The 19,191-nt window shown below is 64.1% G+C and carries 12 protein-coding genes; 2 read left to right on the top strand and 10 right to left on the bottom strand.

All coding sequences use genetic code 11. The features are described from left to right. Nucleotides 1-18: 18 nt before the first annotated feature. From yccS to ABX298_RS08165, 7 genes are all read right to left on the bottom strand, one after another. On the bottom strand, nucleotides 19-2,202 hold the full coding sequence (yccS, locus tag ABX298_RS08195; protein WP_317408795.1) for a YccS family putative transporter: 2,184 nt from the start codon (nucleotides 2,200-2,202) through the stop codon (nucleotides 19-21). Between the two features lie 235 nt (nucleotides 2,203-2,437). Beyond that, a complete protein-coding gene (locus ABX298_RS08190) occupies nucleotides 2,438-3,619 on the bottom strand; it encodes an NAD(P)/FAD-dependent oxidoreductase (protein WP_367394284.1) in 1,182 nt (393 codons plus the stop codon). A gap of 146 nt (nucleotides 3,620-3,765) precedes the next feature. Continuing rightward, the gene (gene dbpA / locus ABX298_RS08185; RefSeq protein ID WP_367394475.1) at nucleotides 3,766-5,103 is read right to left on the bottom strand and encodes an ATP-dependent RNA helicase DbpA; all 1,338 of its coding nucleotides are present in this window, start codon (nucleotides 5,101-5,103) and stop codon (nucleotides 3,766-3,768) included. 112 nt (nucleotides 5,104-5,215) lie between these two features. Continuing rightward, nucleotides 5,216-6,643, bottom strand: a complete 1,428-nt coding sequence (mdtD, locus tag ABX298_RS08180; protein WP_085587851.1) for a multidrug transporter subunit MdtD — start codon at nucleotides 6,641-6,643, stop codon at nucleotides 5,216-5,218. Between the two features lie 127 nt (nucleotides 6,644-6,770). Continuing rightward, nucleotides 6,771-8,090, bottom strand: coding sequence for a TldD/PmbA family protein (locus tag ABX298_RS08175; RefSeq protein WP_317408793.1), 1,320 nt, complete (start codon nucleotides 8,088-8,090; stop codon nucleotides 6,771-6,773). Beyond that, on the bottom strand, nucleotides 8,090-9,532 hold the full coding sequence (locus ABX298_RS08170) for a TldD/PmbA family protein (protein ID WP_367394283.1): 1,443 nt from the start codon (nucleotides 9,530-9,532) through the stop codon (nucleotides 8,090-8,092). The genes ABX298_RS08175 and ABX298_RS08170 overlap by 1 nt, the downstream gene beginning before the upstream one ends. Before the next feature lie 32 nt (nucleotides 9,533-9,564). Then, a complete protein-coding gene (locus ABX298_RS08165; protein WP_075046563.1) occupies nucleotides 9,565-11,367 on the bottom strand; it encodes an acyl-CoA dehydrogenase in 1,803 nt (600 codons plus the stop codon). Nucleotides 11,368-11,736: 369 nt separating this feature from the next. Between ABX298_RS08165 and ABX298_RS08160 the strand changes: the two genes are divergently transcribed. Continuing rightward, nucleotides 11,737-12,300: a hypothetical protein gene (locus tag ABX298_RS08160; protein ID WP_084785285.1), complete on the top strand. Its 564-nt coding sequence runs from the start codon at nucleotides 11,737-11,739 to the stop codon at nucleotides 12,298-12,300. A 362-nt stretch (nucleotides 12,301-12,662) separates the two neighbouring features. Here the strand turns inward: ABX298_RS08160 and ABX298_RS08155 are convergent, their stop codons facing one another. The 3 genes from ABX298_RS08155 to ABX298_RS08145 form a co-directional block, all read right to left on the bottom strand. Next, entirely contained in the window at nucleotides 12,663-12,950 is a 288-nt protein-coding gene (locus ABX298_RS08155) for a hypothetical protein (RefSeq protein ID WP_157896979.1), read from the bottom strand. 292 nt (nucleotides 12,951-13,242) lie between these two features. Further along, nucleotides 13,243-17,196 (bottom strand): trifunctional transcriptional regulator/proline dehydrogenase/L-glutamate gamma-semialdehyde dehydrogenase, encoded by a 3,954-nt coding sequence (gene putA / locus ABX298_RS08150; RefSeq protein WP_367394282.1) that lies wholly within the window; start codon nucleotides 17,194-17,196, stop codon nucleotides 13,243-13,245. Nucleotides 17,197-17,290: 94 nt separating this feature from the next. Then, on the bottom strand, nucleotides 17,291-17,479 hold the full coding sequence (locus ABX298_RS08145) for a hypothetical protein (protein ID WP_367394281.1): 189 nt from the start codon (nucleotides 17,477-17,479) through the stop codon (nucleotides 17,291-17,293). 74 nt (nucleotides 17,480-17,553) lie between these two features. Between ABX298_RS08145 and putP the strand changes: the two genes are divergently transcribed. Further along, the gene (gene putP, locus ABX298_RS08140) at nucleotides 17,554-19,032 is read left to right on the top strand and encodes a sodium/proline symporter PutP (RefSeq protein ID WP_075046559.1); all 1,479 of its coding nucleotides are present in this window, start codon (nucleotides 17,554-17,556) and stop codon (nucleotides 19,030-19,032) included. Nucleotides 19,033-19,191 lie beyond the last annotated feature (159 nt).

Raw genomic sequence — 19,191 nt, 5'->3', positions numbered from 1 at the left:
CACCGGCGATAGTACAACTCAGGCCGGTGCACCTTCCTTGATCAAATGCGCTGCCAAGGTCCGCAGCGGCCCCAACTGCCGGCAGATCAATGCCAGCTGCGTCTGCACCAGCCGCTGGTGCTCGTCCAGCTCTTCCGGCATCTGTTCCAGGGCATTGGCCAGCGCTTCTTCGGCATCGCTGTGAATCGCCACCGGCAGCCGCGCGGCCAGGCCGTTGGCAATCTCGTCCAGGCTGCTGGCCAGGCTTTGCCCGGCACCGTCGATCAACTGCTCCTGCACCTCCGCCGGCAAGGCCGTGTCGCGGTGCGCGCCCAGCCCCGAGAGGTAGCTGAGCAAGGTATGCGACAGCACCAGGAAGCGGAAGCCGACGTCGGCCTCCTTCCGGAAATGCCCCGGCTCCATCAGCATGTTGGCCAGGGTGGTGGACAGCGCCGCGTCGGCGTTGTGGGCGTTGCGCCGGGCCAGGCGGTAGGCCAGGTCATCGCGCTTGCCGTGGGCATACTGCTGCATGATCTGCCGCAGGTACACGCTGGCGCAGGCCAGGGTATTGGCCAGAGCCTTGTTCAGCCGCCGCCCCTGCCAGTCGGGGAGGAACAGGAACACCGCGAGGATGGCGATCAGGCTGCCGACCAGGGTATCGAACAGGCGCGGCAGGAACAGGCCATAGCCATCGCCGATCTGGTTGAAGCAGAACAGCACCATCAGGGTGATCGCGGCCGTGGCCAAGGTGTAGCGGGTGGTGCGGTTGACGAAGAACACCACCCCGGCGACCACGGCGAACAACGATTGGATGACCGGGTTGGGGAACAGGTCGAACAATGCCCAGCCCACCGTCAGGCCGACGGCGGTGCCGGCTATCCGCTGCACCAGCTTGCGCCGGGTCGCACCGTAGTTGGGCTGGCACACGAACAGCGTGGTGAGGATGATCCAGTAGCCCTGGGTGGGGTGGATCAGGTGCACCATGCCATAGCCGATCGACAGCGCCAGCGGCAGGCGCAGGGCATGGCGGAACAGCAGCGAAGTCGGCGTCAATTGGGTACGCAGGCGGGTCCACACATCCTTCAGCGAGCGTGGCGAGCGGTCGAGCAGGCTGCTATCGCTTGTGTCGGCAAGGCTGTCCGGGTTGCTGGCGGCGCTGAGCAGGCGGTCGAGCGTCGCCAGGTTGGCCGCCAGCGCCCGCAACGAGCGAAGCAGGCTACGCCAGGCCGGGTTGTTCTGCATGCGCAGGTGTTCCAGCGAGGCGTTGAGGTCTTCGAGGGCTTCGGGATAACCGCTGGCCAGCACGAACGGCTGGCGCAGGCGGATCGAGCGGGCCAGTTCCTGGCAGGACGAGCCCTGTTTGCGCAGCAGGCGTTGGCAGCGGAACATCACGTCGCTGTGGAAAAAAGCCTCGGTCAGGGCGTTGTAGGGATAGTGCGAGGCACTGACCCGTTCATGGATGTCCTGGGCCAGGAAGTACAGCTTGAGGTAGCGGCTGACCTTGGAGTTCGGCTGGCTGTTGCCCACCCGGTGCAGGATGATTTCCTTGGCCGCGTTGAGCGCCGCTACCACCTTGCCGTTCTGCTGGGCCAGCTCCAGGCGCCGGGCTTCGACGTCAAGGGTACGGATGGGTTCGAACAGGCTGGCCTTGAGCTTGAGGTAGCTGCCCAGCTCGAAAAACAGCTTGGCCAGGCTCTGCTGCACCGGCTGGTTGGAAAACAGCGCCTGCCACAGCACCGACAGCAGCCCGTACCAGGCCGCACCCGCCACCAGTAGAAGTGGTTCGTGCCAGAAGTCGGTGACCTGGCCGCCGCGCTGGTCCACGCCGATCATGGTATACACCGCGGTGATCAGGGTCGCTGAAGCGATGGCGCCATAGCGCTCGCCCAGGGCACCGAGCATGGTCAGGCCGAAGGCCGCCAAGGCCAAGGCAATGACGAATACCCACGGGTAGGGGAACAACAGTTCGACCGCCAGTGCGGCGATGGCAAAACACACCAGGGTGACGGCCAGGGCGCTGAGGCGGCCCTGCCAGCTGTCATCGGTTTCGGCCAGGGCGCTGGCGATGATGCCGAGGAACAGCGGAATCAGCAGGGCCATTTCGTTCTGGTACCAGCACAGGGCCAGGCTGCCGGTGAGGGCGATGGTGACCCGGATGCTGTAGCTGAACTTGTCTTGACCCCACAGGCGACGCAGTGACTGACGGAACGAGCTCGATGACATGATGGCCTGCTAGGCAGTGATCAGAGAAATACCGTTCGAGGCCGTGTCATTGGGGCCGCTGCCGCGGCCCATCGCCGGCAAGCCAGCTCCCACAGGTACTGCACAGTGCCGAGGGCTGTGATGATCCTGTGGGAGCCGGCTTGCCGGCGATGGGCTGCAAAGCAGCCCTAATGCTTTTCCGGCACTCCAGCACGGGCCAGCAAGAAGCGTTCCGTGCTGCTGAATGGATTCTACTCTACACGAACTGCGCCGCGGCGTTGGCGGAGGCCCAGGCCCACTGGAAATTGAAACCGCCCAGGTGGCCGGTCACATCCAGCACTTCACCAATGAAATACAGCCCGGGGCTCTTCAGCGATTCCATGGTCTTGGACGACACCTCGCGGGTATCCACGCCACCCAGGGTCACTTCAGCAGTGCGATAGCCCTCGGTGCCGGCCGGCACCACTTGCCAGTTCGCCAGCTTTTCGGCGATCTGTGCCAGTTCCGCCGGGGTGTACTGCTTCATCGGCCTGGACTCGAACCACTGCTCGGCCAGCAGGTTGGCCAGCTTGCGGGTAAACACCTCACCCAGCACGGTCTTCAGCTCGGCATTGGCGCGTTCGGCCTGCATCTGTTGCAGCCAGGTCAGTGCATCACGGTCGGGCAGCAGGTTGATCTCGACCGTGTCGCCGGCCTCCCAGAACGACGAGATCTGCAAAATCGCCGGGCCGCTGAGGCCGCGGTGGGTAAACAGCAGGTTCTCGCGGAAGCTGGTGCCGTTGCAGCTGGCGGTGCAATCCAGCGAGGTGCCGGACAACTCGGTGCACAGTGCCTTCAGTTGGGGCTCGGTGATGGTGAACGGCACCAGCCCGGCGCGGGTTGGCAGCAGGGTATGGCCGAACTGGCGGGCCACCTGGTAGCCGAAGCCGGTGGCACCCAGGGTCGGGATCGACAGGCCGCCGGTGGCGATCACCAGCGACTGGCAGGCGAACTGGCCGCCGCTGGTCTGTAGCAGGTAGCCGCCTTCGGTCTTCTCGATCTGCTCGATGCTGGTGTGCATGCGGATCTCGGCGCCGGCCTCATCGCATTCGGCCAGCAGCATGTCGAGGATGTCACTGGCCTTGTTGTCGCAGAACAGCTGGCCGAGCTTCTTCTCGTGGTAGGCCACGCCGTGCTTGCACACCAGCTCGATGAAGTCCCACTGGGTGTAGCGGGCCAGGGCCGACTTGCAGAAGTGTGCGTTCTGCGAGAGGAAGTTGCCCGTCTCGGTATACATGTTGGTGAAGTTGCAGCGGCCGCCGCCGGACATGAGGATCTTCTTGCCCGGTTTGTTGGCGTGGTCGAGCACCAGTACCCGGCGGCCACGGCGGGCGCTGAGCTGGGCGCACATCAGGCCGGCGGCGCCGGCGCCGAGGATGATCACGTCGGTGGAGTGCACGGTGTTACCTCATTGTTAGCTGGGGCCGCTGAGCGGCCCATCGCCGGCAAGCCAGCTCCCACAGGTACAGCACAAGCCTGGGGCCTGTGGTAATCCTGTGGGAGCTGGCTTGCCGGCGATGGGCTGCAGAGCAGCCCCAAAAATCATCAGACGATACGGACTTTCAGGGAGCGCCCCTTGATCTTGCCGCTGTTCAAGCGCTGCATGGCCTGCTTGGCCAGCGGTCGCTCCACGGCCACGAACGCCTGGAAATCGAAGATCGCAATCTTGCCCACCTGCTTGCCGGGGATGCCGGCGTCACCGGTCAGCGCCCCGAGGATGTCACCCGGGCGCAGCTTGTCCTTGCGCCCGGCGGCGATGCACAGGGTGCTCATCAGCGGCAGCAGCGGCTCGCCACCCTTGTGCTTCAGGCTGTCCAGCTGGTCCCAGCGCAGCGGGCTCTTCTGCAGGTCTTCGATGGCCTGGGCGCGGTGGCCTTCGGCCGGTGCCACCAGGCTGACCGCAATACCTTTCTCGCCGGCACGGCCGGTACGGCCCACACGGTGCACATGGATTTCCGCATCACGTGCCAGTTCGACGTTGATGACCATGTCCAGGCCATCGATGTCCAGGCCGCGCGCGGCCACATCGGTAGCCACCAGCACCGAGCTGCTGCGGTTGGCGAACATGGTCAGCACCTGGTCGCGGTCGCGCTGCTCCAGGTCGCCATGCAGGGCCTGGGCAACGATGCCCTTGGCGGTCAGGTGGGCGACCACATCCTCGCACTGCTGCTTGGTGAAGCAGAACGCCACGCAGGACTGCGGGCGGTAGTGGCCGAGCACGCGGGTGACGGCCTCGAGGCGCTGTTGCGGGTCGATCTCGATGAAGCGCTGCTCGATCTGGTTGTCGGCGTGCAGGCTCTCGACCTTGACCTGTTGCGGGTTGCACATGAAGTCGGCGGCCAGTTGCTTGATGCCGGCCGGGTAGGTGGCCGAGAACAGCAGGGTCTGGCGGCGCGACGGGGTCTTGCCGATGATGCTGGCGATGGCATCGAAGAAGCCCATGTCGAGCATGCGGTCGGCTTCGTCCAGCACCAGGGTGTTCAGCCCGTCGAGCACCAGGGTGCCCTTGTCCAGGTGCTGCTGGATGCGCCCTGGGGTGCCGACGATGATGTGTGCGCCGTGCTCCAGCGAAGCGATCTGCGGGCCCAGCGAAACGCCGCCGCACAGGGTCAGGATCTTGATGTTGTCCTCGGCGCGGGCCAGGCGGCGCAGCTCCTTGGCCACCTGGTCGGCGAGCTCGCGGGTGGGGCACAGCACCAGCGCCTGGCAACCGAAGTAGCGTGGGTTGATCGGGTTGAGCAGGCCGATGCCGAAGGCGGCGGTCTTGCCGCTGCCGGTCTTGGCCTGGGCGATCAGGTCCTGGCCCTTGAGGATGACCGGCAGGCTCTGGGCCTGGATTGGTGTCATCGAGGCATAGCCGAGGGCGTCCAGGTTGGCCAGCATGGCAGTGGACAGCGGCAAGGTGGCAAAGGCGGTGGATTCGGTGGTCACGAGGCGGGCCTGCGTTGCGAAGCGAAAAATGCCGCACAGTCTACCAGCCTCGTGGCCATTCGCCCTACGACTCCATGTGTTGTTCCGGACGACGGGCACGCCTTCCGTCCGTCGGCGACAGTTGCAGGAAGATCGCCGCCGCCAGCATGGCCATCACGCCGATGGTGACGAAGGTCAGCTGGAATGCGCCCAAGGTGGTTTCCACGCCGTCGGCGCTGCCCGCTGCGGTAAAGCCGCCGAGCAATGCACCCGCACACGCCACGCCCAGGCTCAGGGCCAGCTGCGCGACCACCGACAGCAGGCTGTTGCCGCTGCTGGCGCTGGCGTCGTCGAGGTCGATCAGGGTTACCGTGTTCATCGCGGTGAACTGCATCGAGTTGACCGCACCGAGCAGGCCCAGCTGAATCAGCAGCACGGCATAGGGCGTCTGTTCGTCGACCAGACCGAGGCTGGCCAGCAGCAGGCCCAGCAGCAGGGTGTTGCCGGTGAGGATGATGCGGTAGCCAAAGCGTTCGATCAGTGGTCGGGCAATGGACTTGGCCAGCATCGCCGCAGCCGCCAGCGGGATCATGCTCATGCCGGCCTGGGCCGGCGAGTAGCCCAGCGCCACTTGCAGCAGCAACGGCACCAGGAACGGCAGGGCGCCGCTGCCCAGGCGGGCGAACAGGTTGCCGAGGATACCGATGGCAAAGGTGCGCACGCGGAACAGGCTGGGCGAGAACAGCGGCTCTGGGTCGCGCCCGGCGCGCAGCCAGTAAGCCGCCAGGCAGGCCATGCCGGCGAACAGCAGCAACATCACCCGCAGGTGCGGCAGGTGCAGTTCGCCCAGGCCTTCCATGGCGATGGTGATCAATACCATCGCTGCGCCAAACAGCAGGAACCCGGGGCCGTCGAACGTGGTGCGCTCGGCGCCGCGCAGGTCGGGGATGAACTTCCACACGGCGTAGCAGCCGATCAGGCCGACCGGCAGGTTGAGCAGGAAGATCCAGTGCCAGCTCAGTATTTCCACCAACCAGCCGCCAACCGTAGGGCCCAGTAGCGGCCCGAGCAGGCCGGGGATGGTGATGAAGCTCATGATGCGCACCAGCTCGGTGCGCGGGTAGGCGCGCAGGACCACCAGCCGACCGACCGGCAGCATCAGCGCACCGCCCAGCCCTTGCACGACACGGGCAAAGATCAGGAAACCGAGGCTGTTGGCGGCGGCGCACAGCAGCGAGCCGAAGCTGAACAGCAGGATGGCGCTGAAGAAGATGCGCTTGGTGCCGAAGCGGTCGGCGATCCAGCCTGAGGCGGGGATCAGCAGGGCCACTGTGAGCATGTAGGCGATGATCACGCCCTGCATGCGCAGCGGGTCTTCGGCCAGCGAGCGGGCCATGGCTGGCAGTGCGGTGTTGAGGATGGTGCCGTCCAGGGACTGCATGAAGAAGGCGATGGCCACCACCCAAGGGATCCAGCGGGCGGTGACAGGGTCCAGCGGGGTGCGTTCGGGCATGACTTCCTCGTTTGTCAGTGCCGGCCTCTTCGCGGGTGAACCCGCTCCCACAGGGATATCACCACATTCAAGGGCAGTGGAGATCCTGTGGGAGCGGCTTTAGCCGCGAAAGGGCCGGTAAGTCCAGTCACAATGTCAGGGTCAGGCCTTTGACCAGTGCCCCCGGCAAATGACTCGACCCGGTACTGCGCTGTCCATAGGTACTGGTCGACAGAATCATCTCGCGCTCCAGCGTCAGGTCCTCCAGTTGGCTACCTAGCAAGCTGTACAGGCTGTCATCGAAGCGCATGGTGCTCACCGGGCCCTGGATCTGCCCGTTCTCCACCCAGAAAGTGGCGAAGCGGGTCAGCCCGGTCATGCGTGCCGCCGGCAAGTCGGAATAGTTCAGGTACCACAGGTTGCTGATGTACAGCCCGGTACCGAGCCGCTCCAGGATCTGCTCGCTCGGCAGGCTACCTGCTGCCAGGCTCAGCGCACACGGCGACTCGTAGCTGTCGGCGCCATTGGCCAGCAGCTCGAACTCGGCCGCACTGCGCGCACTGATCAATCGCTGCCGGGCTTCGCCTTGCTGGATCAACGGCACATCCAGGCGCGGCGAGCCTTCATCGGAAAACGCCGGGCTCAGCGAACCGCTGACCTGCTCGGTGAAGCTAACCAGCGGGCTCAGCCGCGCATCGCCGTTGTACAGGCGCTGCAGGGCGCTGTTGCCAGTGGCCAGGGCCTGTGCGGAAAAGCCGCCCCAGCACAGCATGCCGGCTATTTCGTCCATGGCCGCCGGGGCCAGGTAGGCACGGTAGCTGCCAGGTTTGAGCGTGACGGCAGGGCGGCCAAGGAAACCCAGCTGCTCTCGCGCCTGGCGCAGGCGTGCAGTGAAGTCGTCGGCGCTCCACACTTGCCCGGCATAATTGGCCTTCACCGCCTCGCCGTTTTCGTGGAACAGGCTCCAGTCGAAGTTGAAGCTGTTGGCCTGGTGCCAGCCGAAGGCCCCGAACGAGCTGGCGAAGCCCCGGCAGATGGGGCCGGCGGCGTAGATGCCGACAAGGTCCAGGTCGCCGGCTTCGCGCTCGAGCAAGGTCAGCACATCGCTCAGTTCGGGCAGCGGCTGCGCCTGCTGGCTGTGGCTGTGCCAGGCGCTTTCGTCCAGGCGCAGGTACGGATCGACCGCCAGCAGTGGCAAGGTCTGGCGCAGTTGCTCCAGGGCCGTGAACAGGCGCTGGCTATCCAGTTGCGTGTCACCACTCAAGGTCACCTGTTGCTCTGCCTGGCGGCCATCGCGGATCAGCCGCAGTTGCGCGCCGGCCTGGTTCACGGTGCCGGCCTGGCGCACCTTGGCATGGTTGAAACGCACGAATTGCGACTGTTCGGCGCTGTAGCCGAGGGTGAACTGTTCGCCCGTCTGCAGGGCTTTGCGTACATCCCCGACCAGGGTTTCGAAAGCGTGTTTCATCAGGCGTCTCCTCCGAATACGTCGATCTGGCGGAACACGCAGGCCGGCGAGGCGTGGCCGACCCGCACCACCTGGTTGGGTTCGCCCTTGCCGCAGTTGGGCGTGCCCAGCACCTGGAAGGTACTGCTGTCGCCGACCGCCGCCAGGTTGCGCCAGAACTGCGCAGAGATGCCACGGTAGTTGGGGTTCTTGACGATGCCCTTGAGCTCGCCGTTTTCGATCAACTGCCCCCATTCACAGCCGAACTGGAACTTGTTGCGCGCATCGTCGATGGACCAGGAACGGTTGGTGCGCATCAGGATGCCGTGCTCGATGCCCTTCACCAGCTGATCCAGGCTCTGGTCGCCCGGCTCGATGTTGAGGTTGGCCATGCGGTCGATCGGCGCACGGTTCCAGCCGCAGGCGCGGCTGTTGGCCACGCCGTCGAGGCCGGAGCGGAACTGCGACAGCGCACCACCCAGCGGGCGCAGCAGCAGGCCATCGCGGATCAGGAACTGCTTGCTGGCCGGGGTGCCGTCATCATCGAAGCTGTAGCTGGCCAGCTCTTCGCCGATGGTCGGGTCGAAGGTCACGTTGAGCAGCGCGGAGCCGTACTGCAGGTGGCCGAAGTCACCGGCCTTGACGAAGCTGGTGCCGGCGTAATTGCGCTCGTCGCCGAGAATGCGGTCCATCTCCAGCGGGTGGCCGATGGATTCGTGAATCTGCAGCATCATCTGGTCCGGCATCAACAGCAGGTCGCGCGGGCCGCTGGGGGTGTTCGGTGCCAGCAGCAGCTGCAGCGCCTCGTCGGCCACCCGGCGGGCAGCGCCGACCAGGCCACAGCGCTCGATGATCTCGAAGCCGCCCTGCTGGCCGAAGTTGTCGCGGCCCAGGCTGCGGCTCTGGCTGTCCTGGCCATCGCTGGCGGTCACGCCCAGGCCCGGGAACAGGAAGCGCTGAGCGTGGCGCAGCTCGGCGCCGGCCGAGTTCAGGTAGGTCTGCTCGACCAGGCTCAGGCCCAGGCTGGCCTGCCAGTCCACCAGGCGGCTGTCCTTGGGCACGCTGGCCGATTCGGCAGCGAGCAGGCCAAGGCAGTCGGCGAGGTTGGGCACGGGTTGGTCGAAGTTGGGCGAAATGTGGTCGTGGCGTGCGCTGGTCACGGGGTGCTCGCGCAGGTCCAGCAGGTTGTACCGGGCGATCTGCCGGGCCAGCGCCTCGGCCTGCTCCAGGGCGCGCTGCAGGCCGGCCTGGGACAGGTCGGCGGTGGCGGCATAGGCTTCCACGCCATTCACCCGCACGGTGAGCATGGCGCCCTCGTCCTGGCTGAAGAAGGGTGGTTCCGCGACGTTGCGGCGAACCGACAGCGCCTGGTGCGACTGTTTCACATGGCGCAGGGAAAACAACTCGGCCGTACTGCGCAGCGCGGCAAAGCGCTGGCGCAGCAGGGCGCTGGTATCGAACATGTGGAAGCCTCCGTGTACACGGTGGCTCCCCCTTAGAACCACTCGTCCTGCATGGTGAGGCAAGTGTCGTCGCGCGCCTCGAGCAATGCCAGCTCATTATGGCAGCCAGGTACTTCCCAGGTCAGGAAATAACGTGCGGCCTGCAGCTTGCCAAGGTAGAAGTCGCGGTCGGCGGGGTTGCCCTTGAGCAGGCCGAGTTCGGCATGAATCGCCTGTTCCAGCCAGCGCCAGCCGATCACGCAGTGGCCGAAGGCCTTGAGGTACAGGGCCGAGTTGGCCAGGGTTCCGGCGACTTTGCCCTGGGCCAGGTCACCCAGCAAGGCCAGGGTCACACCTTGCAGGCGGTTGACCAGTTGCTCCAGCGGCTGGCGCAGCGGATCGAGGTTCGGATGGTGGCTGGCGCGCTCGCCGGTGGCCGCGATCGACCGGATCAACTGCTTGAGGCCGGCGCCATTGTTCTGCGCCAGCTTGCGGCCCAGCAGGTCGAGCGACTGGATGCCCTCGGTGCCTTCATGGATCGGGTTCAGGCGGTTGTCGCGGTAGTACTGTTCAACCGGGTATTCGCGGGTGTAGCCGTGGCCGCCGAGGATCTGGATCGCCAGTTCATTGGCCTTGAGGCAGAACGTCGAGGGCCACGATTTGACGATCGGGGTCAGCAGGTCGAGCAGTTCCTGCGCCTGCTTGCGGGCGCTGTCGTCGCTGGCAGTCTGGGTGTCGTCGAACAGGCGCGCGGCATACAGGCCCAGGTCGAAGGCGCCCTCCACGTAGGCCTTCTGTGCCAGCAGCATGCGTTTCACATCGCTGTGCTCGATGATCGGCACCGCCGGGCTGTGCGGGTCTTTGTTGTCCGGCAACCGACCCTGCGGGCGCTGGCGGGCGTACTCCAGCGAATACAGGTAGCCGGCGTAGCCGAGCATCACTGCGCCCATGCCGACACCGATGCGTGCCTCGTTCATCATCTGGAACATGCAGGCCAGGCCCTGGTGCGGCTGGCCGACCAGGTAGCCGACGCACTGGCCGTTGTCGCCGAAGTTCAGCGCGGTGGAGGTGGTACCGCGCCAGCCCATCTTGTGGAACAACCCGGCCAGCAGCACATCGTTGCGCGGGCCACGGCTGCCATCTTCGTTGACCAGGTACTTGGGCACGATGAACAGCGAGATGCCCTTCACGCCGGGCGGCGCATCCGGCAGCTTGGCCAGCACCATGTGCACGATGTTTTCCGACAACTCGTGATCACCGCCGGAGATGAAAATCTTGTTGCCCTTGAGCCGGTAGCTGCCGTCACCGGCAGGTTCGGCGCGGGTGCGGATATCGGCCAGCGACGAGCCAGCGTGGGGTTCGGTCAGGGCCATGGTGCCGAAGTAGCGGCCTTCGATCATCGGCTGCAGAAACAGGTGTTTCTGTTCATCGCTGCCGAAGCTCTCGATCAGGTTGGCCGCGCCCATGGTCAGGAACGGGTAGGCCGTGGTGCCGGCGTTGGCCGCCTGGAAGTGGGCGAAGCAGGCCTGCGAGACCAGGCTCGGCAGCTGCATGCCGCCGACTTCGAAGTCGCGGTTGGCGTTGAGGAAGCCGGCTTCGAGAAAGGCGTCGACGGCGGGTTTCACTTCGGGGATCAGTTCGGCGCGGCCATCCACGTAGCGCGGCTCGTTTTCGTCGGCCTTGCGGTTGTGCGGGGCGAAGAGCTTTTCGGCGATGGTGCGGGCAGTTGACAGCGCCGCATCGAAGGTTTCGCGGCTGTGCTCGGCGAAGCGCGGGCGTTGGGTCAGGGCCTCGGCGTCGAGGACTTCGTAGAGTTCGAAGGCGAGGTTGCGGGGGTTGAGCAGGGTCTCGGGCATGATCGCGGTCCTGAGGCGGGATGCTGCGAGTGTAGGAGGGTGGTGGGGTGGGGGACAGGTTAATAGGTTTGGGTGATATGGGTTGAGAACACCGGGATGTCTGGTGGTTGGTCGCACAGCTCACGCGGGGGGCAGTTGTTGTTTTGCCTGTTCGGGCCCTTTCGCGGGTAAACCCGCTCCCACAAGTACTGCGCAGCCCCAGCCATCAACGCTGCACCTGTAGGAGCGGGTTTACCCGCGAAAGGGCCGGAACAGGCGCAGGAAAATGTAGAGACGTTTCCCACAAGTCAGAGCGGAACTGGACTACTGCGGATCGAATGCCATTTGGCCTTGAATGTGTGCTTTGGTGTTCGCAATGAGGCTTTTCTGATGAGTGATGTCCACAAGAACGACTTGACTGATTTCGAGGGCAAGCAACTTCCCTTCTTCGTAGTCTCGCCCCTGAAGTTTAGCGTAATGACCTTCTTCACCCTTGGTTTTTACTGGCTGTATTGCTTTTATCAGAGCTGGAAGCTGCATGGAGTGAGGACAGGAGAAAAGGTCAGCCCATTCTGGCGAAGCGCTTTTGCAGTGTTCTTCATCTACCCGTTATTGAGAAGGGTGAATGATCGTATTCGCGAGTCAGGTAGAACCTACCCTTGGTCCATTCTGGGGCTCACGCTGGGCTACTACGGTATGTGTGCTGCCTGGGTGGCTGCCAGTGTGATTCTGGATGATCAGTTGTGGGCGGCGTATTTTGCGGGTGTAGTCATTCAAGCAGCTTGGTTGGTCATTCTGGTGCCCATGCAGAAAGGCGCGAATTTCAGCGCGGGGGATGAGGCAGGGGTGGCCAACAGCCGTTTCACGCTGGCCAATTGGTTGTGGATGCTGCTGGCTGCCGTAATTACAGCAGCGCAGCTGTTTGCTTTGATCACACTTTCGTCCATGGTTTGAGCAGCGTCGCAGCAGAATTTGCCGGGGCCGCTTTGCGGCCCTTTCGCGGCGAAAGGCCGCCCCTACGAAGCTCGGTATTCCGGCGTGGTTCGAAGAGGGAGCATATTGAAGAACTCGAACTTGAGCTGGCATGCGATCGCTTTCCTGTTTTGGGGAGGCATGGACGCGTTCTACATCTGCTTTTATGTCTTCCGCAGTACGGAGCGAGGTGCCATACCTTTCTGGACGGATTTCAAGGATGCATTGAGCAACATGCAGGTCTGGGGAGGAGGGCTAGAGCTAATCGTCTGGCTAGGCCTGATTCTGCAGCTTTCGTTGATAGCGACCTGCGGGTTGTTTCTTATGCGTTGCCGGTTAGCTGTCTACTTGGCGATGGTGCAGATCCCCTTTCGCATCTTTTTTATCGTTCCGTCGATATCCATAATCTTGTTTTTGCCGATGCTGGCTTCCAGTATCAGTAACTCGGTGTGGATTGGGCTGATGCTGACTTCGGAGGCAGGGAAAGGCTGGTGCCTATTGTGGCTCTGGCGAAAGCGCGGGTAACGGCGTGCACCGGGTTTTTTGGATTTCTCTACCCATGCACCGCTGCCACCCTCTTGCTTGACAGCAGGTGGTGATAGTTCCTGATCCACCCCTGAACGCAGATTCACTCGAAGATCCTAATCTAGGTCGCGAACTTCGCACTGAGGCTTAATGATGTGTCGCCTGAGCCGGCCCTTTCGCGGGCATGCCCGCTCCCACAGGTACGGTGCAAGTCATGAAGCTTGTGGTGATCCTGTGGGAGCGGGCGCGCCCGCGAATAGGCCCGGCCAGGCACTCGAGAATTATCAGGGGGCAATGAGGGTTTGGCTTCAGGTTGAATGAACACCTGTCAGCCCAACCCCAGCCCCCATAAAAAAAGGAGAGCCGAAGCTCTCCTTTTTTCGTTAACAACCCTCAGCGTTAGCCAATGGTCATCAGGCTGGCATTACCACCGGCAGCAGCAGTGTTCACACTCACTGCCCGCTCGATCACCAGGCGCTCCAACGCAATCTGGTGGTCGCCGCTGGACAGCCCGTGCACACCCACGATCGCCCCGGCACGCTTGGCCACCTGCTGGCACACGTCGCGCAGTTGATCCGAGTCGCCATGGTGGATCACGGCGTCGAACGCCACTTCATCCTTGTTCCAGTCCGCCACCAGCTTGACCTTGGCCTGCAGCTCTCGCGGCAGGCGGGCACGCAGGGCTTTGCCCGGCTCGCCGTCCGCCCATACCGCCGAGCTGCCAACGGCCAGCACTGCGGCGAACTGCGCCAGCAGGTCGGCTTCGTTGTCGGCCAGGCACAGCACGTGCTCACGCGGCAGGATGGTGTAGCTGTTGCGCTCGCCGGTCGGGCCTGGCAACAGGCGGGCGATGCCGCTCTGCGACTGGCTGGCGAACTGGATGCACAGCGCGGCCAGGTCGGCCAGCTGGTTGCTCTCGGCCCAGGCCTTCAGGCCATGCAGTGGCTTGATCAGCTGTTCGTGCAGGGCGCGGTCAGGCTTGCCTTCGCCGTCCTGCTGCTGGAAGTGGCGGCCAATCGCGTCGGCCGGGCGGGTCGACAGCAGGCGGTACAGGTACAGCGGGCCGCCGGCTTTCGGGCCGGTGCCGGACAGGCCTTCACCACCGAACGGCTGCACACCCACCACTGCACCGACGATGTTGCGGTTGACGTACATGTTGCCGGCGTTGGCGGTTTCCACCACCTTGGCGATGGTCTCGTCGATGCGGGTGTGCACGCCGAGGGTCAGGCCGTAGCCGGAGTTGTTGATCTGCTCGATCAGCTGGTCCAGGTTGCGACGGTTGTAGCGCACCACGTGCAGCACCGGGCCGAAGATTTCACGCTTGAGCTCGTCGAAGCTTTCCAGCTCGATCAGGGTCGGCATGACGAAGGTGCCGCGCTTGAGCTCGGCAGCATCGGCAATGGCCACCTGGTAAACCGAGCGACCTTTCTCGCGCATGCCCTGAATGTGCTTCTCGATGCCGGCCTTGGCTTCGGCGTCGATCACCGGGCCGATGTCCACGGCCAGGCGGTCCGGGCAGCCCAGGCGGCTTTCGGCCATGGCGCCCTTGAGCATTTCGATCACGCGGTCGGCGGAATCTTCCTGCAGGCACAGCACGCGCAGTGCCGAGCAACGCTGGCCGGCGCTGTCGAAGGCCGAGGACACCACATCGATCACTACCTGCTCGGTCAGTGCCGAGGAGTCGACGATCATCGCGTTCTGGCCACCGGTTTCGGCGATCAGCGGGATCGGGCGGCCCTGGTTGTCCAGGCGGCCGGCGACGTTGCGCTGCAGCAGGCGGGCCACTTCGGTGGAACCGGTGAACATCACGCCCTTGACGCGCTCGTCACCCACCAGGCCGGCACCGACGGTTTCACCGCGGCCTGGCAGCAGTTGCAGCACGCCTTCAGGGATGCCGGCTTCCAGCAGCAGGCGCACGGCCTGGGCAGCGATCAGCGGGGTTTGCTCGGCCGGCTTGGCCAGTACCGGGTTGCCGGCGGCGAGCGCTGCGGCTACCTGGCCGGTGAAGATCGCCAGCGGGAAGTTCCACGGGCTGATGCACACCACCGGGCCCAGCGGGCGGTGGGCGTCGTTGCTGAAGTCGTTGCGTGCCTGCACCGCGTAGTAGCGCAGGAAGTCCACGGCTTCACGCACTTCGGCGATGGCGTTGGCGAAGGTCTTGCCCGCTTCGCGGATGAGCAGACCCATCAGCGGCTGGATTTCGGCCTCCATCAGGTCGGCGGTGCGCTCCAGAATGGCAGCGCGCTCGGCTGGCGGGGTGGCCTGCCAGATCGGTGCTGCATTCAGTGCGCACTGGATGGCGTTGTCGACGTCGGCGACAGTGGCTTCCTGGACATGGCCGACCACGTCGCGGTGGTCCGCCGGGTTCAGCACCGGTGCGGCTGCGCTTTCGCTGGCAGCGCAGGCCAGCAGTGGCGTGGCTTTCCAGTCGTTGTGAGCGGTGGCCAGCATGGCGCAGGACAGCGATGCCAGGCGGTGTTCGTTGGCCATGTCGATGCCGGCCGAGTTGGCCCGCTCGCTGCCATACAGTTCACGCGGCAGCGGGATGCGTGGGTGCGGCAGGCCGATGCTGCCTTCCTGGGTGCCCATGCGCTCGATGCTGGCGACCGGGTCGGCGACCAGTTCCTGGATGGAGATCGAGTGGTCGGCGATGCGGTTGACGAACGAGGTGTTGGCGCCGTTTTCCAGCAGGCGACGCACCAGGTAGGCCAGCAGCGTTTCGTGGGTGCCGACCGGTGCATAGACGCGGCACGGACGGTTCAGCTTGCCTTCGGAAATCTTGCCGACCACCTGCTCGTACAGTGGCTCGCCCATGCCGTGCAGGCACTGGAACTCGTACTGGCCCGGGTAGTAGTTCTGACCGGCAATGTGGTAGATGGCCGACAGGGTGTGGGCGTTGTGGGTGGCGAACTGCGGGTAGATGGCTTCTGGCACGGCCAGCAGCTTGCGGGCGCAGGCGACGTAGGACACGTCGGTGTACACCTTGCGGGTGTAGACCGGGTAGCCTTCCAGGCCTTCGACCTGGGCGCGCTTGATTTCGCTGTCCCAGTAGGCGCCTTTCACCAGGCGGATCATCAGGCGGTGGCGGCTGCGCTTGGCCAGGTCGATGACATAGTCGATCACATACGGGCAGCGCTTCTGGTAGGCCTGGATAACGAAGCCGATACCGTTCCAGCCGGCCAGCGAAGGCTCGAAGCACAGGCGCTCGAGCAGGTCGAGCGACAGCTCCAGGCGGTCGGCTTCTTCGGCGTCGATGTTCAGGCCGATGTCGTACTGCTTGGCCAGCAGGGTCAGCGACAGCAGGCGCGGGTACAGCTCTTCCATCACGCGCTCGTACTGGGCGCGGCTGTAGCGCGGGTGCAGCGCCGACAGCTTGATCGAGATGCCCGGGCCTTCATAGATGCCACGGCCATGGGAGGCCTTGCCGATCGAGTGGATGGCCTGCTCGTAGGACGCCAGGTACTTCTGTGCGTCGTGCTCGGTCAGTGCGGCTTCGCCGAGCATGTCGTAGGAATAGCGGAAGCCCTTGGACTCGAAGCGGCTGGCATTGGCCAGGGCTTCGGCGATGGTTTCGCCGGTGACGAACTGCTCGCCCATCAGGCGCATGGCCATGTCGACGCCCTTGCGGATCATCGGCTCGCCGCTCTTGCCGATGATGCGGGTGAGCGAGGAGGTGAGGCCGGATTCGTTGTGGGTGGACACCAGCTTGCCGGTCAGCAGCAGGCCCCAGGTGGCGGCGTTGACGAACAGCGACGGGCTGTTGCCCAGGTGCGGCTGCCAGTTGCCGGTGCTGATCTTGTCGCGGATCAGCGCGTCACGGGTGCCCTTGTCGGGGATGCGCAGCAGGGCTTCGGCCAGGCACATCAGTGCCACCCCTTCCTGGGACGACAGCGAGAATTCCTGCAGCAGGCCCTGGACGATACCGGCACGACCGCCAGCGCTCTTCTGGTTACGCAGTTTTTCGGCGATGCTGGCGGCCATCTTGTTGGTCGCTTCGGCCAGCGGGGCGCTCAGGCGCGCCTGCTCCAGCAGCATCGGTACCACTTCCTGTTCGGGGCGGCGGTAGGCGGCGGTGATCGCCGAGCGCAGTACCGACTGCGGCAGGATGCTCTCGGCGAACTCGAGGAAGCACTGGTGGCTGTGGTCGGGCTGGACCTCACCGGCGTCGTCGGCCAGGCTGCTGGCATGGCCGTTGAGTTCGGTCAGGGTGGCACCACCCTCGAGCTTCTCCAGGTAATTGAAGATCGCTTGCTTGATCAACCAGTGCGGGGTGCGGTCAATCGACTGCGCAGCTGCCTTGAGTCGCTCACGGGTCGGGTCATCGAGTTTGACCCCAAGGGTGGTCGTCGCCATTTCTTATCCTCGTTATTGCCACGGTTGTGGCCTAAGCTGGCGCCAAGAGTAGCTGTAGGACAATTCGGGTGCAACCAGGTGCAACCCGAATTTTTCATGGAAAAGGTGCAACTCGTCCGGCCGTCATTTCCATGCCCGGAAAAGGGTCGTTTTCGGTGCGTTTTATTCTGAAAAGCGAGGTTGTTGCTCCCAAAAGGAGCAAAAAATCAGATTTGTCTGAAAATGCACGGGAAGGTGCAACTTGCAAATGAAAAATGGTTGCACCCGCTTTGCGTTGTTGCATAGGATTCGCCGCCTGGGTGCAACCGCCATGGCTGCGGTTGTGCATGACATAAAAACAAACGCCAGGGCACACGCATGGGCAATCCACTAACGATCACTTTCGTGGTCTATATCGCGGCAATGGTGCTGATCGGCTTCGCCGCCTATCGCTCCACCAATAACCTTTCCGACTACATCCTCGGCGGTCGCAGCCTGGGTAGCGTGGTCACCGCGCTTTCCGCCGGCGCTTCCGACATGAGCGGCTGGCTGCTGATGGGCCTGCCGGGCGCCATCTACTTCTCAGGCTTGTCCGAAGCCTGGATTGCCATCGGCCTGACCGTCGGCGCCTACCTGAACTGGCTGTTCGTCGCTGGTCGTCTGCGCGTGCAGACCGAGCACAACGGCGATGCACTGACCCTGCCGGACTACTTCTCCAGCCGCTTCGAAGACAACAGCGGCCTGCTGCGGATCATCTCGGCCATCGTGATCCTGGTGTTCTTCACCATCTACTGCGCCTCCGGCATCGTTGCCGGTGCCCGTCTGTTCGAGAGCACCTTCGGCATGCCGTACGAAACCGCCCTGTGGGCCGGTGCTGCTGCGACCATCGCCTACACCTTCATCGGTGGTTTCCTGGCGGTGAGCTGGACCGATACCGTGCAGGCTTCGCTGATGATCTTTGCGCTGATCCTCACTCCGGTGATCGTGCTGATCTCCACTGGCGGCTTCGATACCACCTTCGCTGCCATCGATGCGGTCAACCCGGCCCACTTCGACATGTTCAAGGGCGCCACCTTCATCGGCATCATCTCGCTCATGGGCTGGGGGCTGGGCTACTTCGGTCAGCCGCACATCCTGGCGCGTTTCATGGCTGCCGACTCGGTGAAGTCGATCGCCAACGCCCGTCGTATCTCCATGACCTGGATGATCCTTTGCCTGGTCGGTACCTGCGCGGTGGGCTTCTTCGGCATCGCCTACTTCTCGGCGCATCCTGACCTGGCAGGCCCGGTCAGCGAGAACCACGAGCGTGTGTTCATCGAGCTGGCCAAGATCCTGTTCAACCCATGGGTTGCCGGTGTGCTGCTGTCGGCCATCCTCGCGGCGGTAATGAGTACCCTGAGCTGCCAGCTGCTGGTGTGCTCCAGTGCCCTGACCGAAGACTTCTACAAGGCGTTCCTGCGCAAGAATGCTTCGCAGGTCGAGCTGGTGTGGGTCGGCCGCCTGATGGTGCTGGCCGTCGCCCTGATCGCCATCGCCATGGCCTCCAACCCGGAAAACCGCGTGCTGGGCCTGGTGGCTTACGCCTGGGCCGGCTTCGGTGCTGCCTTTGGTCCGGTGGTGCTGATTTCGGTGCTGTGGAAAGGCATGACCCGTAACGGCGCACTGGCCGGTATCGTGGTGGGTGCACTGACCGTGATCCTGTGGAAGAACTTCGACACCCTCGGGCTGTACGAAATCATCCCGGGCTTCCTGTTCGCCAGCATCGCCATCTTCGTGGTGAGCAAGCTGGGCAGCCCGTCGCAGGCAATGGTCAAGCGCTTCGAGACTGCTGATGCGGCGTATCACGCTGACAAGTAATACCCGTTGAGTCGGCGGCGCCTGCTTCGCGGGTGAACCCGCTCCCACAGGGATTGCACAGAACTCAAATTCTGTGAGGTGCCTGTGGGGGCGGGTTTACCCGCGAAGATGCCGTCGCCGATCAGCAGCCAGGCCTGACTCCGCCTGCAAGGCAAGGTA

It is taken from the genome of Pseudomonas sp. X4, assembly GCF_040784925.1.
GTDB lineage: Bacteria > Pseudomonadota > Gammaproteobacteria > Pseudomonadales > Pseudomonadaceae > Aquipseudomonas > Aquipseudomonas putida_Z.
This window is presented reverse-complemented; position numbering and strand designations above follow the sequence as displayed.

Coding starts and splice junctions, on each gene's coding strand:
- mdtD (WP_085587851.1), bottom strand. CDS start 6,643: ATGCCCGAACGCACCCCGCTGGACCCTGTCACCGCCCGCTGGATCCCT.
- ABX298_RS08175 (WP_317408793.1), bottom strand. CDS start 8,090: ATGAAACACGCTTTCGAAACCCTGGTCGGGGATGTACGCAAAGCCCTG.
- dbpA (WP_367394475.1), bottom strand. CDS start 5,103: ATGCTGGCCAACCTGGACGCCCTCGGCTATGCCTCGATGACACCAATC.
- yccS (WP_317408795.1), bottom strand. CDS start 2,202: ATGTCATCGAGCTCGTTCCGTCAGTCACTGCGTCGCCTGTGGGGTCAA.
- ABX298_RS08145 (WP_367394281.1), bottom strand. CDS start 17,479: ATGCAACAACGCAAAGCGGGTGCAACCATTTTTCATTTGCAAGTTGCA.
- ABX298_RS08160 (WP_084785285.1), top strand. CDS start 11,737: ATGAGTGATGTCCACAAGAACGACTTGACTGATTTCGAGGGCAAGCAA.
- putP (WP_075046559.1), top strand. CDS start 17,554: ATGGGCAATCCACTAACGATCACTTTCGTGGTCTATATCGCGGCAATG.
- ABX298_RS08170 (WP_367394283.1), bottom strand. CDS start 9,532: ATGTTCGATACCAGCGCCCTGCTGCGCCAGCGCTTTGCCGCGCTGCGC.
- ABX298_RS08165 (WP_075046563.1), bottom strand. CDS start 11,367: ATGCCCGAGACCCTGCTCAACCCCCGCAACCTCGCCTTCGAACTCTAC.
- putA (WP_367394282.1), bottom strand. CDS start 17,196: ATGGCGACGACCACCCTTGGGGTCAAACTCGATGACCCGACCCGTGAG.